The 14,887-nt window shown below is 64.8% G+C and carries 11 protein-coding genes; 6 read left to right on the forward strand and 5 right to left on the reverse strand.

Going from position 1 to position 14,887, the window contains the following annotated elements:
* Nucleotides 1–36: 36 nt before the first annotated feature.
* Both lpdA and ACZY1F_RS16560 read right to left on the reverse strand, forming a co-directional pair.
* The gene (gene lpdA / locus ACZY1F_RS16555) at nucleotides 37–1,422 is read right to left on the reverse strand and encodes a dihydrolipoyl dehydrogenase (RefSeq protein ID WP_463943122.1); all 1,386 of its coding nucleotides are present in this window, start codon (nucleotides 1,420–1,422) and stop codon (nucleotides 37–39) included.
* Between the two features lie 250 nt (nucleotides 1,423–1,672).
* Nucleotides 1,673–3,199, reverse strand: a complete 1,527-nt coding sequence (locus ACZY1F_RS16560; protein WP_463943123.1) for a leucyl aminopeptidase — start codon at nucleotides 3,197–3,199, stop codon at nucleotides 1,673–1,675.
* 259 nt (nucleotides 3,200–3,458) lie between these two features.
* Between ACZY1F_RS16560 and ACZY1F_RS16565 the strand changes: the two genes are divergently transcribed.
* The 4 genes from ACZY1F_RS16565 (at nucleotide 3,459) to ACZY1F_RS16580 (ending at nucleotide 8,722) form a co-directional block, all read left to right on the forward strand.
* Complete coding sequence (locus ACZY1F_RS16565) at nucleotides 3,459–4,397, forward strand: proteasome assembly chaperone family protein (protein WP_463943125.1); 939 nt, start codon at nucleotides 3,459–3,461, stop codon at nucleotides 4,395–4,397.
* A gap of 82 nt (nucleotides 4,398–4,479) precedes the next feature.
* Nucleotides 4,480–5,841 carry an MFS transporter gene (locus ACZY1F_RS16570; RefSeq protein ID WP_463943126.1) on the forward strand — a complete coding sequence of 454 codons (1,362 nt, stop codon included), beginning with the start codon at nucleotides 4,480–4,482 and terminating at the stop codon, nucleotides 5,839–5,841.
* Nucleotides 5,842–5,934: 93 nt separating this feature from the next.
* Complete coding sequence (locus ACZY1F_RS16575) at nucleotides 5,935–7,161, forward strand: DUF4192 domain-containing protein (RefSeq protein ID WP_463943128.1); 1,227 nt, start codon at nucleotides 5,935–5,937, stop codon at nucleotides 7,159–7,161.
* A gap of 274 nt (nucleotides 7,162–7,435) precedes the next feature.
* Nucleotides 7,436–8,722, forward strand: a complete 1,287-nt coding sequence (locus ACZY1F_RS16580) for an RNA polymerase sigma factor (RefSeq protein WP_463943131.1) — start codon at nucleotides 7,436–7,438, stop codon at nucleotides 8,720–8,722.
* 176 nt (nucleotides 8,723–8,898) lie between these two features.
* Here ACZY1F_RS16580 and ACZY1F_RS16585 read toward each other — a convergent pair whose 3' ends face one another.
* Complete coding sequence (locus ACZY1F_RS16585; RefSeq protein WP_463913381.1) at nucleotides 8,899–9,120, reverse strand: DUF7455 domain-containing protein; 222 nt, start codon at nucleotides 9,118–9,120, stop codon at nucleotides 8,899–8,901.
* A 256-nt stretch (nucleotides 9,121–9,376) separates the two neighbouring features.
* On the opposite strand from ACZY1F_RS16585, the gene ACZY1F_RS16590 reads away from it, so the two are divergent.
* Nucleotides 9,377–11,485: a DNA gyrase/topoisomerase IV subunit B gene (locus ACZY1F_RS16590; RefSeq protein WP_463913384.1), complete on the forward strand. Its 2,109-nt coding sequence runs from the start codon at nucleotides 9,377–9,379 to the stop codon at nucleotides 11,483–11,485.
* Nucleotides 11,486–11,599: 114 nt separating this feature from the next.
* Here the strand turns inward: ACZY1F_RS16590 and ACZY1F_RS16595 are convergent, their stop codons facing one another.
* Complete coding sequence (locus ACZY1F_RS16595; RefSeq protein ID WP_463943133.1) at nucleotides 11,600–12,622, reverse strand: M56 family metallopeptidase; 1,023 nt, start codon at nucleotides 12,620–12,622, stop codon at nucleotides 11,600–11,602.
* A 6-nt stretch (nucleotides 12,623–12,628) separates the two neighbouring features.
* Entirely contained in the window at nucleotides 12,629–13,015 is a 387-nt protein-coding gene (locus tag ACZY1F_RS16600; RefSeq protein WP_463943135.1) for a BlaI/MecI/CopY family transcriptional regulator, read from the reverse strand.
* Between the two features lie 264 nt (nucleotides 13,016–13,279).
* Between ACZY1F_RS16600 and ACZY1F_RS16605 the strand changes: the two genes are divergently transcribed.
* Nucleotides 13,280–14,881 carry a cytochrome ubiquinol oxidase subunit I gene (locus ACZY1F_RS16605; RefSeq protein ID WP_463943137.1) on the forward strand — a complete coding sequence of 534 codons (1,602 nt, stop codon included), beginning with the start codon at nucleotides 13,280–13,282 and terminating at the stop codon, nucleotides 14,879–14,881.
* Nucleotides 14,882–14,887: the final 6 nt, after the last annotated feature.

Below are 14,887 nucleotides of genomic sequence, written 5' to 3' on the forward strand. Positions count from 1 at the left end.
GGGCCCTGTTGTCTTGCGGTGGTGCGGGCGGAACTGCTAGCCGTGCAGGGGCTTTCCGGCCAGGGCCAGGTGGGCCTCGCCCAGGGACTCGTTCTGGGTCGGGTGTGCGTGGACCAGCTGGGCCACGTCCTCCGGGTAGGCTTCCCAGTTCACGATCAGCTGGGCCTCGCCGATCTGCTCGCCCATGCGGGCGCCGATCATGTGGACGCCCACCACGGGGCCGTCTTTCTGGCGGACCAGCTTGACCAGGCCGCTGGTACCCAGGATGGAGCTCTTGCCGTTGCCGGCGAGGTTGTATTCCTGGGTCTGGATCTGGTCGTCACCGAACTTGGCCTTGGCGGCCTTTTCCGTGTAGCCCACCGTAGCAATTTCGGGCTCGGAGTAGGTGACCTTGGGGATGTTGACGTCTTCGACGACGACGGGCTTCAGGCCGGCGATTTCCTCGGCGACGAAGATGCCCTGCTGGTAGCCGCGGTGTGCCAGCTGGACGCCGGGGACGATGTCGCCGACGGCGAAGACGTTGCCTACACCGGTGTGCAGGCGCTCGTTGGTGATGACGAAGCCGCGGTCGATGGTGATCCCGGCCTCTTCGTAGCCGAGGTTGGCAGTGACCGGGCCGCGGCCGACTGCCACAAGCATGAGGTCCGCTTCGAAGGTCTTGCCGTCCACGAGGGTGACCTTCACGCCGTCGGCGTTCTGCTCCACGCCCTGGAAGAAGGTGCCGGTGGAGAACTTGATGCCGCGCTTCTTGAAGGCGCGCTCGAAGGCCTTGACGATCGTCGCGTCCTCGTTCGGGACCAGCGAGGGCAGGCCCTCGATGATGGTGACGTCGACGCCGAAGGACTTCCAAACCGAAGCGAACTCGACGCCGATCACGCCGCCGCCCAGGATGATCGCGCTCTTGGGGATGAAATCCATGGTGAGGGCCTCGTCGGAGGTGATGACCTTGCCGCCGATTTCCAAGCCCGGCAGCGAGCGGGAGTAGGAGCCGGTCGCGAGGACAATGTTCTTGCCCTTGTACGCGGTGCCGTTCACTACTACGGTGTCGGCGCCCTGGAGCTTGCCTTCGCCTTCGATGACGGTGATGCCCTTTTTGCCCTTGATAAGACCCTGCAGCCCCTTGAACTTGCCGGCGATGATCCCGTCTTTGTAGGCGTTGACAGCAGTAATGTCGATGCTGTCAAGGGTGACGTTGACGCCGTACTTTGCCGAATCGCGGGCGTGGTCGGCCAGTTCAGCGGAGTGCAGCAGGGCCTTGGTGGGTATACAGCCGTTGTGCAGGCAGGTGCCGCCGAGCTTGCCCTTTTCAATGAGGCCAACGGTGAGGCCGAGCTGAACGGCACGCAGGGCAGTTGCGTAGCCGCCGCTGCCGCCGCCGAGTACCAGGATGTCGAATTCTTGCGCAGTTGCCTGATCGGCCACTAAAACGCTCCCTCGCGTGAACGATGACACGAGAGTACGCATCATCTGGTCTTGGAACTTCCCTGCCGTGATTATGCCAGCAGGACAGTTCCCTTTCATTTGTGACTACCGGAGTTCACCTTAGCGAACCACTAATACATGCTCCACCTTGCCGTGGCGTTTGTGGGGCCCTTGTGGTGAGTGTCACGCGGCTGTGTGTCCAAGGATTCACCGTGGTGTCACAAAGCCGCGTGACAGTTCAAAAAGCTGGTCAGGCAGCTGCCGTCAGCAGGTCCTCGACGTAGGCCACCAGTGTGCGGACGGTGCAGCCCGTGCCCTGCTTGTGCGTGTAGCCGTAAGGGCTTCCGTTGTTGAAGGACGGACCGGCAATGTCGATGTGCGCCCAGGGGATCTGTTCCCCGTCCTTGCCCTTTCCCACAAACTCCCGCAGGAAAACAGCCGCGGTCATCATGCCGCCGTGGCGTTCACCGATGTTGGCGAGGTCGGCCACCTGGGAGTCGATGCTGGGCCGCAGTTCCTCCGGCAACGGCATGGGCCACACCAGTTCGCCCGCACGGTCGGCGGCAGCCTTGATCGGACCGGTCACGCTGTCCGAGCCCATCACGCCGGCCGTCCTGTTACCGAGGGCGATGAGCTGCGCGCCAGTGAGGGTGGCGACGTCGATGATGGCATCGGGGTATTCCAGGCTGGCCGCGACGATGCCGTCTGCCATGACCAGGCGGCCTTCGGCGTCGGTGTTCAGCACCTCAACCGTCTTGCCGCCGAACATGGTCAGGACATCCGCGGGCCGTGAGGCCGCACCGGAGGGCATATTTTCCGCGATGCAGAGCCAGGCGGTCGCCTTTACCGGCAGGCCGAGTCCTGCGATCGCCAGCACAGTATTAAGGACGACGGCGGCACCCGCCATGTCGCTCTTCATGTCACCCATGCCAAGCGCCGGCTTGATCGAAATTCCGCCGGTGTCGAACGTGATGCCCTTGCCCACCAATGCGATTTTTGCGGTGGCCTTTGTGGGTGCGTATTCGACCTTCACCAGGCGGGGCTGGCGGGTGGACCCCTTACCCACGCCCATGATGCCGCCGAAGCCCTCCTTTTCGAGGCGCTTTTCGTCCCAGACCGTCACCTTGACCGGCAGGCCCTTGGCCAGCTCCTTGGCGGCGTCGGCGAAGGATTCGGGGTACAGGTGGCTGGGCGGCTGGTTGACCAGGGACCGCGTGGCGTTGACGGCTTTACCGATCAGGCCCGCCCGCGTCAGTGCATCCTGAAGCGCATTACCGGCAGCAACGTCCGTGTAGATCACCGCGTTGCGGACCGGTTCCTTCAGCCCGTCGCTGGAGGACCGGTACTCAGTGAAGGAATAGGCGCCCAGGGCGGCACCCTCGGCGACCGCTGCGACGTCGGCGACTCCCGCCGTCGGGAGGGCGAGGACAACGGTGGCCAGGCCGCCGAGCTGGCGGACCGCGGAACCGGCGGCACGCCGCAGCGCCTCTTCGGTGAGCGGACGGCCGGCGGCCACCTTGCCGACGCCTGCGAGAACCAGAACCCCGGCACCCGTTTCCGGCAGTCCCGGCAACCGGACGATCTGGTCAGCGGCGCCGGTGACGCCAAGAACCTTGAGGGAGTCGGTCAGGGCTTCCGCCGACTTTGCGGTCAGCGGGTTCGCAAGCAGGACGGGGCCGTCCGATCCCTGTCCCACGCCGATGACGACGGCGTCACTGGGGGTCCTCTTCAGGTCCTTGGCGAGGGTACTAAGGTTGATTTCAGTATTCTTGACCACGGGGTAAGTCCTCAATTCTCGAAAAGGCTGTTCGCGCTGGTATGGATGTCAGGCGCTCGGCCATGGAAGTCCGGCGGCCGTCCGATCGGGACGTCGCCGGGTGCCGGTAATCCCGTCCGGCGGGCCATTCACGATCGTAGCCGCTGCGGGCCGCGTCGGCGGAATCTCCTGAGACCTGCGCCACACCGGCTGGTGGAATTCCGGGGTGCCTGGCCGCGTTGTACAAGATATTCACCCGACTGCTTGAAAGGACGACGCCGTGCTTGAACGGATTTCCGGTTCCCTGCTGGACCCCGATGCGCTCTATGCGAGCAACATCGAGCTGTTCCACAGCCCGGCGCTCCGCGGGCTGAACCTGGTGATGGGCTTTACCGGCTTTGCCGATGCCGGCCACGTGGTGCGGCAGATCAATGCGGAGCTCCTGGACACCCTCGACGCCGAGCCGGTGGCTGTGTTCGATGCCGACCAGCTCATCGACTACCGGTCGCGGAGGCCCCACATCTCCTTCGTGGAGGATCATCTGCAGGACTATCAGGAGCCGAAGCTGGCGCTGTACAAGCTGACGGACGGGCTCGGCAGCCCCTTCCTGCTGCTGGCCGGTTTTGAACCTGACCTTCAATGGGAGCGGTTCGCACGCGCCGTCGTCGGAATTGTGGACAAGCTGGACGTGAACCTGGTGACCTGGATCCACTCCATTCCCATGCCTGTGCCGCACACGCGCCCCGTGGGTGTGACCGTCCACGGCAACCGTCCCGAACTGATCGAGGGCATTTCGGTCTGGAAGCCCACCGTTGACGTTCCCGCGGCCGTGGGGCACATTCTGGAGCTGAGGCTGATGGAGGCTCAGCGCAATGTTGCCGGCTACGTGATCCACGTTCCGCACTACCTTGCCGATGCGGAATACCCGCCGGCCGCCGTAGCCGGACTTGAATTTCTCGGTGCGGCGACGTCCCTGATGTTGCCCGCGGACCGGCTGCGCGAAGCGGGCCGGGAAGTGGGCCGCCAGATCGCCGAGCAGGTCGCGGCCTCGGAAGATGTGCAGCAGGTGGTGTCGCGGCTGGAAGAGCGGTACGACGAGAAGGCCGAAGGCACCGTCCGTCGCTCACTCCTGGCCGACGAAAATGACGAACTGCCGAACGGGGACGAGCTGGGCGCGGCAGTGGAGGCCTACCTGGCCCGCGAGAACCCGCACCCGTAGCCCGCACCCGAAGCCCGCCCCGCGGCGTCCGCCTGGCAGACGCCTGCCCGGGGTGGGGCAGCAGCCCGGGCATAATGAGGGGGTGACTGCACCCCGAGCCTGGCTGATCTGGACCGTCGGCATCTTCGCCTACCTTGTGGCCGTCTCCCAGCGAACCTCATTCGGGGTGGTGGGGCTGGAGGCCACCGAGCGGTTCCATGCCGGCGCGTCCGCCATCTCCTTCTTCACGGTGCTGCAGCTACTGGTCTACGCGGGCCTGCAGATCCCCGTCGGCCTCCTGGTGGACAGGTTCGGCTCGCGCATCATGATCGCCGGTGGAGCCGTCCTCATGGGACTTGGGCAGCTCCAGCTGGCCTTCGCCGATACCATCCCCGGCGGTGTGGCGGGGCGGGTCCTTGTGGGCGCCGGCGACGCCATGACCTTTATTTCCGTGATCCGGCTCATTCCCTTGTGGTTCGCGCCGGCCCGGGTTCCGCTGGTCACGCAGCTGACGGGCATGTCGGGCCAGCTGGGCCAGCTGTTCAGTGTGCTGCCGTTCGCCTTTGTCCTGCATTCCTTTGGCTGGACCCCCGGCTTCCTGATGCTCGCTGGCATGGCGGGCCTGGCGGTGGTGCTGGTGCTGGTCCTGTTGAAGGACCACCCGCCGGGAGCGTCCGCCCCCAAGGCGCAGCAGGGGTTGAAGGCCACAGGCGCCTCGCTCGCGCGGGCCTGGCGCCAGCCGGGTACCCGGCTGGGGATGTGGAGCCACTTCACCATCCAGTTCAGCGGCACCGTGTTCGCCATGACGTGGGGATATCCGTTCCTGATCTCGGGACAGGGCCTGGATGCCGCAACCGTGGCCGGCCTGATGACCTTGTACGTTGCCGCGGCGATGGCCGTGGGCCCTTTCATCGGGCAGTTCGTGTCCCGCCACCCGCTTCGCCGGTCAACCATGGTGTTGCTCATCGCCGGCGCCACGGCCGCTGCCTGGGCCGCGGTGCTGCTGACGCCTGGCCGCGCCCCGCTGTGGCTGCTGGCGTGCCTGGTGGTGGTCCTGGCCATCGGGGGGCCAGGATCGATGATCGGTTTTGATTTCGCGCGGACGTTCAATCCCGCGCACAGGATCGGAACCGCAACGGGCATCGTGAATGTGGGCGGCTTTATCGCGGCCCTCGTGGCGATCTTCCTGGTCGGCCTGGTGCTGGACGTCCTGCTCGCCAGCGGCTATTCCGACGGCGTCCTGTACGGGCTCGAACCTTTCCGGATCGCACTCAGCGTTCAGTTCCTGCTGCTGGGCTTCGGTGCCGCCATGACGATAGTCTGCCGGCGCAAAGTGCGGCGCCAAATGGCAGCGCAGGGTGTTGTGGTGCCGCCGCTCCTCCGGGCCATGGCGCAGCAGCGGCGGGCAAACCTGGCCCGGCGGCGCCAGCCTTCCGAGTCCACGGACCGCGCGGGCAAAGACTGACACTTGTCCTCCACATCGGCCCTCCTGGGGCGGTTGTTGACATAGCGGAAGTTGCCACTTCAACCCTGCCGGTGGTTCGCCAAAGCTGGAATCATGAAACCTTCAGAACACCTGACCGTCCGAGGCCCAGAAGACATCCTCGGTTTCATTCCGCATTCCCTGGGCTACTGGCCGGCAGACAGCCTGGTTGCGATGACCCTGCAGGGGAACCGGCTGGGAGCAACCCTGAGGCTGGATCTGCCAGGCCCGGAAACCCTCGCGGACCCGCGGGGCTATGCCCGCACGGTACGCGACTATCTCAAGGCTGACGGGAATGCCGACGCCGCCCTGCTGGCCTGCTTCACCAACGACGGCTGGATGGAACCCCCGGGAACCTACCGCGGGCTACTGGACGCACTGCAGTCGGTCTTAGGGGCCGCCGGGATGCCGGTACGGGACGCCTGGTATGTCGGTGATGCATTCTGGCGTGATGCCTATTGCACCGACCCGTCCTGCTGCCCCTCGCCGGGCCGGTCCGTTCAGGCGATCCGGGACAGCATGCTAAACGCCGAGATGGTCTTCCGCGGCAGCAGCGTCGGGCCCGCGCCGGAGGACCAAGGTCCCGCGCCCGCAGCAATGTCGGCGGAGTCCAGGGCCCGGCTGCGTGCAGCCGAGGCGGCGTGGATGGTCCCGCTGGATCTCCGCCGGGGCAGCAGGGGACAGTTCGACGCGCTACTTGACTCGTGGGAACCGCTGTTCCTTTCCGGCCAGTGTCCGGCCGACCCCCTCATCCAAGGTTTCCTCCGCGCATCACTCCGTGTACCTTCCTGGCGGGATGCAGTCCTGGTGATGGCCGCCGCGGGCAGGGCTGCCGCATGTGCCGGTGCGGACCAGTTTGGGATCTTCGACGCCAAATGCCAACTGGCGCCCGTGCGTCCCCGGGGCGCTGGTGTCCAGGGAACCGGGTCCGGCACCGCGGTTGTCACGCCTGGTCCGGTGCCGGGCGCAGAGCCCCCGGTACCGGGCTACGGCGAGGTCCTGCTGGGCCTGGAGCCGACCTTGCCGGACTGGACCAGCATGAACAACCTGGACCGTGTCCTGGAGCTGTTGGCTGCCGGGGGAGGACAGGCCGCGGCAGCGGCGCTGTCTGGACGAGGCTGGATTTCGTGGTGCCGTGGACGTGGCTCGTATGCTGCAGCGCACCTGGGGCAGGCGCTGGACGAGGAACCTGGCTACCGGCTCGCCGAACTCCTGCTCGAACTTGTCCGGCGCGGCACCCTCTGCGGCTGGGCAGCACGCAAGGAAGCCGCCTGGCGGAAATTCGAACCGGATGCGGCCTGAGCAGTTGCAGCCTTACCAATGGGGGGACCGGGGATGGGGCAGCACTGAGGTCGGGTTTGGGAAAACCATGAGACAATGGTTGCCGAGACCCGGTTGGGTCCGTGAATCAAGTGCACGTAATGAGGCCCAGTCGGGAACATTATGGCCGCCCCGGCAGTTCTACTTGTAGACTCTGCCGGCCGTGGTTGCACCTGATATTCATCACGGACTTGACAGGGTCATAGTGGTGTTGCCCGTATGGTGATTCCACAGACCGCCGCTAGAAAGGTTTTCTGTGACCCCGTCTTCCGCGAAGAAGGATCCCGCCGCCCAGGACGATTTGTCCCCTGAGGCGAAGCAGGCTGCAACGAACGCCAAGCGAGCAGCGACGCGGGCAGCCAACAAAGCCATCAAGGATGCCACCGGCGACACCGGTTTGGACGGCAAGCCTGAGCCCAAGAAGCGCGGGCCCAAGCCCGGCGCCAAAGCCGCTGCCGAAGCAGCCGGAAACGATGATGAGGACGTTGAGGAGGACCTCGACGACATCAACATCGCCGATGACAGCGAGATCATCGCAGCCAAGGCCGCCTCAGCAGCCACGGGCAAGGGCTTTGTCTACTCGGATGCCGATGACGATGATGCCCCTGTCCAGCAGGTAATGTCGGCCGGCGCCACGGCTGACCCCGTCAAGGACTACCTGAAGCAGATCGGTAAGGTTGCGCTGCTCAATGCCGAGCAGGAAGTCGACCTCGCCCTCCGGATCGAAGCCGGCCTCTTCGCCGAAGAGAAGATCAACGCCGACGACGGCTCGATGGACCCCAAGTTCAAGCGTGAACTTGAGTTCGTCATCCACGACGGCAAGCGCGCCAAGAACCACCTGCTCGAAGCGAACCTCCGTCTGGTGGTCTCGCTGGCCAAGCGCTACACCGGACGCGGCATGCTGTTCCTGGACCTGATCCAGGAAGGCAACCTGGGCCTGATCCGCGCTGTCGAGAAGTTCGACTACACCAAGGGCTTCAAGTTCTCCACGTACGCCACGTGGTGGATCCGCCAGGCCATTACCCGCGCCATGGCAGACCAGGCCCGCACCATCCGTATCCCGGTGCACATGGTCGAAGTCATCAACAAGCTGGCCCGCGTGCAGCGCCAGATGCTTCAGGACCTGGGCCGCGAACCCACACCCGAAGAGCTGGCCCTCGAACTGGACATGACTCCTGAGAAGGTCGTTGAGGTCCAGAAGTATGGCCGCGAACCGATCTCCCTGCACACCCCGCTGGGTGAAGACGGCGACTCCGAGTTCGGCGACCTCATCGAGGACTCCGAGGCCGTCGTGCCCGCTGATGCGGTGAGCTTTACGCTCCTGCAGGAACAGCTGCACTCCGTCCTGGACACCCTGTCCGAGCGCGAAGCCGGCGTTGTGGCCATGCGTTTCGGCCTGACCGACGGCCAGCCGAAGACTTTAGACGAAATCGGCAAGGTCTACGGTGTTACGCGTGAGCGTATCCGCCAGATCGAATCCAAGACCATGTCCAAGCTCCGCCATCCGTCACGGTCCCAGGTACTGCGGGACTACCTGGACTAAGTCGGGACTCAGCAAGCGCGGGTCACCTTCCGCCCATTATCTTCGGATCGATGGATGGGAAGGGGGGCCCGCGTTTCCTGTTTGGGATTCAGCGCTAGGTCTTCATAACAAAGAAGAGGACCCCTCCGGCTGGAGGGGTCCTCTTCGAGGTGTATTAGGTTGCGCGATGCGCCTGGTTAGTCGACGGCTACGGGAGCCTTCTCGTGAAGCCTGCCAGTCTCGTCGTGCCAGTCGGAGCTCAACGGCCTCAGCTTAGCCTCGATTGCACGGGCATGGTGGCCGCAGAACAGCAGCTCACCGCCGGAGGACTCGAGTACAACGCGGACGTATGCCTGAGCTCCGCAGCGATCGCACCGGTCCAGTGCGTTGAGTGTGCGGTCTGCCACTGCTGTTGTCATGTCGGCCTCCTTAGTAGATCTGTATGTCTATATAACCAGCATTCGTACCAATCCCATCGCAAGGACGGGTCAAGTTCGCTGTCCGCGTAGCCACAAGAATTGATCAAGGTGCAGGTTTCCGTCACGGAAGGATAACGAGTGGCCCCGGCCACAGCCTCCGGCAGGTGTGGCAGCCACCCGTCAGCTGCCGCGCGGACTAGGCTTGATGGAGCGCCCGCAGCGCCAGCTGTTCCGTCACTGAAGGAGTTCACAACCCGTGGCACCAAGTTCTGATTACACCGCCCGGCACCTTTCTGTCCTGGAGGGCCTCGAAGCCGTCCGCAAGCGCCCCGGCATGTACATCGGTTCCACCGATTCGCGCGGGCTGATGCACTGCCTGTGGGAGATCATCGACAACTCGGTGGACGAAGCGCTTGCCGGATTTGGGCACGACATCAAGATCATCCTGCACGCGGACAACTCGGTGGAAATTCACGACGACGGCCGCGGCATCCCCGTGGACGTGGAACCCAAGACAGGCCTCACCGGCGTCGAGGTGGTCTTCACCAAACTCCATGCGGGCGGCAAGTTCGGCGGGGGGTCCTACACGGCCTCCGGCGGCCTGCACGGCGTGGGCGCCTCGGTGGTGAACGCCTTGTCGGCTCGCCTGGACGTGGAAGTGGACCGTGGCAGCAAGACCTACAAAATGTCATTCCGGCGCGGCGAGCCGGGACGCTTCAAGGACCAGGGATCCAAGCTGGACCCCTCGGCCGTGTTCGCCCCGTTTGTGGACGGCTCCGTGCTGGACGTGGTGGGCAAGGCGAAGCGTGGTGTGACCGGCACCCGGATCCGCTACTGGGCAGACCGCCAGATTTTCACACCGGACGCCAAGTTCTCCTATGACGAACTGGCCGCACGGGCACGGCAGACCTCCTTCCTGGTGCCCGGGCTTAAGCTCACCGTCCGCGATGAGCGCAGGCTGGCAGGGACCCCCGGTGAAGTGGCGGGCCACGAAGAGGTGTTCCACCACGACGGCGGTCTGTCAGAGTTCGTCGAGTTCCTCGCCGCCGATCCCGCCGTTACCGACGTCTGGCGGCTGCACGGCTCAGGCAAATTCAAGGAAACTGTGCCGGTGCTCGACGAACGCGGGCACAGCCAGCTCGCCGAGGTTGAACGCGACTGTGAAGTGGACGTGGCGCTCCGCTGGGGCATCGGCTATGACAGCACCGTCCGGAGCTTCGTGAACATCATCGCCACGCCCAAGGGCGGAACCCACCAGTCAGGCTTCGAACAGGCGCTGGTCAAAACGTTCCGGAAAGCAGTGGAGGCCAACGCCCGCAAGCTCAAGGCCGGCAACGACAAAATTGAGAAGGACGACATCTTCGCCGGGCTGACGGCTGTGCTGACGGTCCGGTTGGCCGAGCCGCAGTTCGAGGGCCAGACCAAGGAAATCCTGGGCACCTCCGCCGTCCGAGCCATCGTCGCGAAGGTGGTGGAGCAGGAGATCACCGCGAAGCTGAACTCAGCCAACCGGAACGACAAGGCGCACTCCGCGCTGCTGCTGGAAAAAATCGTCAGCGAAATGAAGTCCCGGATCTCCGCGCGGGTGCACAAGGAGACCCAGCGGCGCAAGAATGCCCTGGAAACTTCGTCCATGCCCACCAAGCTCGCCGACTGCCGGACGGACGACGTCGACCGTTCCGAACTGTTCATCGTGGAAGGCGACTCCGCACTGGGAACTGCCAAGCTGGCGCGCTCCTCCGACTTCCAGGCGCTGCTGCCCATCCGCGGCAAGATCCTGAACGTGCAGAAGGCGTCCGTGGGAGACATGCTGTCCAACGCGGAGTGCGCTGCGCTGATCCAGGTGGTTGGCGCCGGTTCGGGCCGCAGCTTCGACATCAACGCGGCCCGGTACGGCAAGGTCATCCTGATGACCGACGCCGACGTGGATGGCGCCCACATCCGGACGCTGCTGCTGACGCTGTTCTTCCGGTACATGCGCCCCATGATCGACGCCGGACGGGTCTATGCTGCCGTGCCGCCGTTGCACCGGGTGGAGGTCATCAACGCCGGCCAGAAGGCCAACGACATGATCTACACGTACTCGGAGGCGGAACTGCACGTGCTCCTGGCCCGGCTGGCCAAGGAAGGCAAGCGCTACAAGGAGCCGATCCAGCGGTACAAGGGCCTGGGCGAGATGGACGCCGGGCAGCTGGCAGAAACCACTATGGATCCGCGGCACCGGACACTGCGCAAGGTGGGCATCGAGAACGCCAAGCACGCGGAGGACACGTTCGACCTGCTGATGGGATCCGATGTTGCCCCCCGTAAAGATTTCATCATCGCCGGCGCCTCCAGCCTGGACCGGGAGCGGATCGACGCCTGACGTCCGGGGCGGCGCAGTCCGGTGACGGCTCGGCCCAGGACGGCACGGCCCACTGCCGGGACTCAGTCCGCGACGGCATTCAGGGACGCCGGGGCATCAGCGGACACACCGGCTTCAGCCCAGCAGGCCCGGCACGATCAGCAGGGCGGTGGGCAGGGCCAGGAGCAGGGCGCAGCCGGCAAGCACCATCCCGCGGGCGGCGGCAGGCAGCTGCGGCTGAGGGGAAAGCAGCCGGCTGACCCGGGACATAGTGGTCCGGGCAGAACCTGAGACGGTGCCGGCAGGCGCCTCGAGCCCGTCCAGGGCAAGGCCTGGGTGCGCGGATGGCACGGCGGCGGCCACGCTTCCGGCAAGGCCCGGCCCCCGGCCTGGCACCGTACCTCCGGTGGGGCCGCTGGCCACGATGGCTATCGCTTTGATGAGCGTGGCTTTGCTTTCGGTCTTCAGCGCAAAATCGTCCGCCAGCATTTCGATGAGCGAGTTCACCGCCTCCTGCGCGAGCCGGGTGGTGGGCAGCCAGGGGAGCGCCTGGCGCCACGCGGCAAACGCCCAGAGCAGGAGATGGTGGCGCTGGTTAAGGTGGGCATTCTCGTGGCTCAGGACGGCCCGTAGTTCAGCCGGCTCCAGGGCCGCCATCAGGCCGTCCGAGAGCACGGTGACGGAGCGGGCCCCGCCCGGCAGGCAATAGGCAACAGGTGAATCGTGGCTGATGACTACTGTGCGGGCCGCATCGACGGACGGGGCGGCCAACAGGGCCAGGAGCTCCCGGTGCCGACGCCGCTGCCGTTCGATCTTGTAGTACGTCAGCAAGAGGGTGAAGACCAGGTGGGCGGTGAGCAGCGTCGCGGCGGACAGGGCGAAAAGATGCCAGAAGCCCAGTGCCGTGGTGGGAGCGTTAAAGAGGACCATGGCCGCCAACCCGCGGAGCCCTGAGATGAGGTTGTCACCGATCGGTTCGAGCCCATAGACCAGCATCGCGCCGATCATGGACAGTCCGCCTGCAAGGGCTATTGCCTGCCACAGCAACATGGCCGTGAACGGTGACCGGGCAGGCCACGAGGCACGGGAAAGCAGGATAGGCACTGGCCATGCCAGGACTATCGCGAGGACCGCCAGCAGGTACGAGGTCCAGAACATGGTCCGCTAGATGTGGCCAAGGAGTTTGCGCAGTGTTTCCGCTTCACTGTCCGTCACGGAGCCGATGAACCGTGCCAGCACGGCTTCGCGGTCAGGCGCCGAGCCCAGCACTTCATGCATCAGCTCCGCCGTGTGGTCTTCCCGGCTCGAAACAGCCTGGTAGCGGTGCGGTCGCGTACCGCGTTCGCGCTCCACCAGGCCCTTCTTCTCAAGCCGTGAGAGGACGGTCAGGACTGTGGTGACGGCAAGCTCCTTGCCCTCATGCCCGGCGGCATCCCCGCTTGCCTCGGTGGTGGTTGCAAGTTTGTCGCGCAGGGTATTCGCGGTAGCTGCTTCGTGGCCCGCCCAGAGCAGATCCATCACTGCCCGTTCCAGTTCGCCAAGACTTGCCATTGCGATACATCCTTCGATTTCCCCGCACCGGGCCGTTGGCGGCCGCGGTGACTGCTCCAGCCATACATATATACAAGAACAAATTTACCTGTTTTTCGCCAGAGTTTCTACGTACGGTAGAACACTCGGCGCGCCGCGGCCTTGTGGGCGCCACTTTCACATGGAACTGTTGGTTTACAGTGCCCGCCGCATTGTTCTACACTCTGTAGAAGTCAAAGTTCTACGAATCGTAGAAAAGTTGCACCGCCAACCCGAGGGACTGCTGTGGAAGCTCTGGAAATCGCACGATGGCAATTCGGCATCACCACCGTTTATCACTTCATGATGGTGCCCCTCACCATCGGGCTGGGTCTGGTGGTGGCCGTGATGCAGACACTCTGGCACCGCACCGGCAAGGTGGAATACCTCCGGATGACCAAGTTCTGGGGCAAGCTCTTCCTGATCAACTTCATCATGGGCGTGGCCACCGGCATTGTGCAGGAATTCCAGTTCGGCATGGCCTGGAGCGAGTACAGCCGCTTTGTTGGAGACGTCTTCGGGGCGCCGCTGGCGCTGGAGTCGCTGCTGGCCTTCTTCGTTGAGTCCACGTTCCTGGGCCTGTGGATCTTCGGCTGGAAGCAGCTGAAGCCGGGCATCCACCTGGCCTGCCTCTGGGTGGCGGTGGTGGGATCGGTGTTCTCCGCGTACTTCATCATCGTGGCCAACAGCTGGATGCAGCATCCGGTGGGCGCGAAGATTATCGACGGCCGGCCGGTCATGACGGACGCCTGGGCCGTCTTCACCAATAACACCGCACTCGTGGCCTTCCCGCACACCCTGATGGGCGCACTGGCCGTTGCCGGCGGCTTCCTCCTCGGCATTGCCTGGTACCACCTCTGGCGCAGGCGGACCGACGGCATCGACACAATCGGCACCGACGGGAAGGTGATTCCCGGCGAAGCAGCCATCCCCGGCCGTGACCGGACCGATTACAAAGTCTGGATCCGCTCGTTACGGATCGGCGCCGTCGTCGCCATGATTTCGTTCGCCGGCACCGCCCTCACCGGCGACCTGCAGGGGAAGCTGATGTTTGAGCAGCAACCCATGAAGATGGCCGCCGCCGAGGCCGCCTGCCACGACGGCACCGGTTTCTCCGTGCTCAGTGTCGGGAACCTTGGCTCCAAGAACTGCGATGAGATTGTTGCCCTGATCGAGGTCCCGGGCATCCTCTCCTTCCTCGCCAAGGGAGATTTCACTACCGAAGTCAAGGGCGTCAACAGCCTCCTGGACCAGTACAAGGCCGACTACGGAACCCACCTCCCCGACAACCCGATCTACGGCGAGCGGGCCGGCCAGGAGATCCAGTACGTCCCGGTTATGGAAGTCACCTACTGGGGCTTCCGGATGATGATCGGCTTCGGCGGTGTTGCGGCGCTGGCTGCGCTTCTCGCGCTCTGGGTGACGCGGAAGGGCACCGTACCCGCGTCCCGCTGGCTGATGCGCCTCGCAGTGTTCGGCATCCTTGCCCCGTTCGGCGCCAACGCGGCCGGCTGGATCTTCACCGAGATGGGGCGGCAGCCCTTTGTGGTGGCCCCCAACCCTGACCTGAACGGCATCGACCAGGTGTTTATGTTCACGGCGGCCGCAGTCTCACCCGGAGTGTCGGCCGGTGAGCTGCTGACATCACTGATCGTCCTGACCGCCGTCTACGCCGTGCTGCTGGTGGTTGAGGTCAAACTCCTCGTCAAGTTCATCCGGGGCGGCGTGGTGTCCGCGATGCCGGAACTTGCCCACACCCCGGCCCAGGACAACGACGAGCACGGGGACGCCAACAAGGGCCCCGGCACTGGCAAGCCTGCCGACGACGTCCTGGCATTCGCCTACTAAGAAGAG

It is taken from the genome of Pseudarthrobacter xylosi, from assembly GCF_055412765.1.

Coding starts and splice junctions, on each gene's coding strand:
- ACZY1F_RS16600 (WP_463943135.1), bottom strand. CDS start 13,015: ATGGCAAGTCTTGGCGAACTGGAACGGGCAGTGATGGATCTGCTCTGG.
- ACZY1F_RS16585 (WP_463913381.1), bottom strand. CDS start 9,120: ATGACAACAGCAGTGGCAGACCGCACACTCAACGCACTGGACCGGTGC.
- ACZY1F_RS16575 (WP_463943128.1), top strand. CDS start 5,935: ATGAAACCTTCAGAACACCTGACCGTCCGAGGCCCAGAAGACATCCTC.
- ACZY1F_RS16595 (WP_463943133.1), bottom strand. CDS start 12,622: ATGTTCTGGACCTCGTACCTGCTGGCGGTCCTCGCGATAGTCCTGGCA.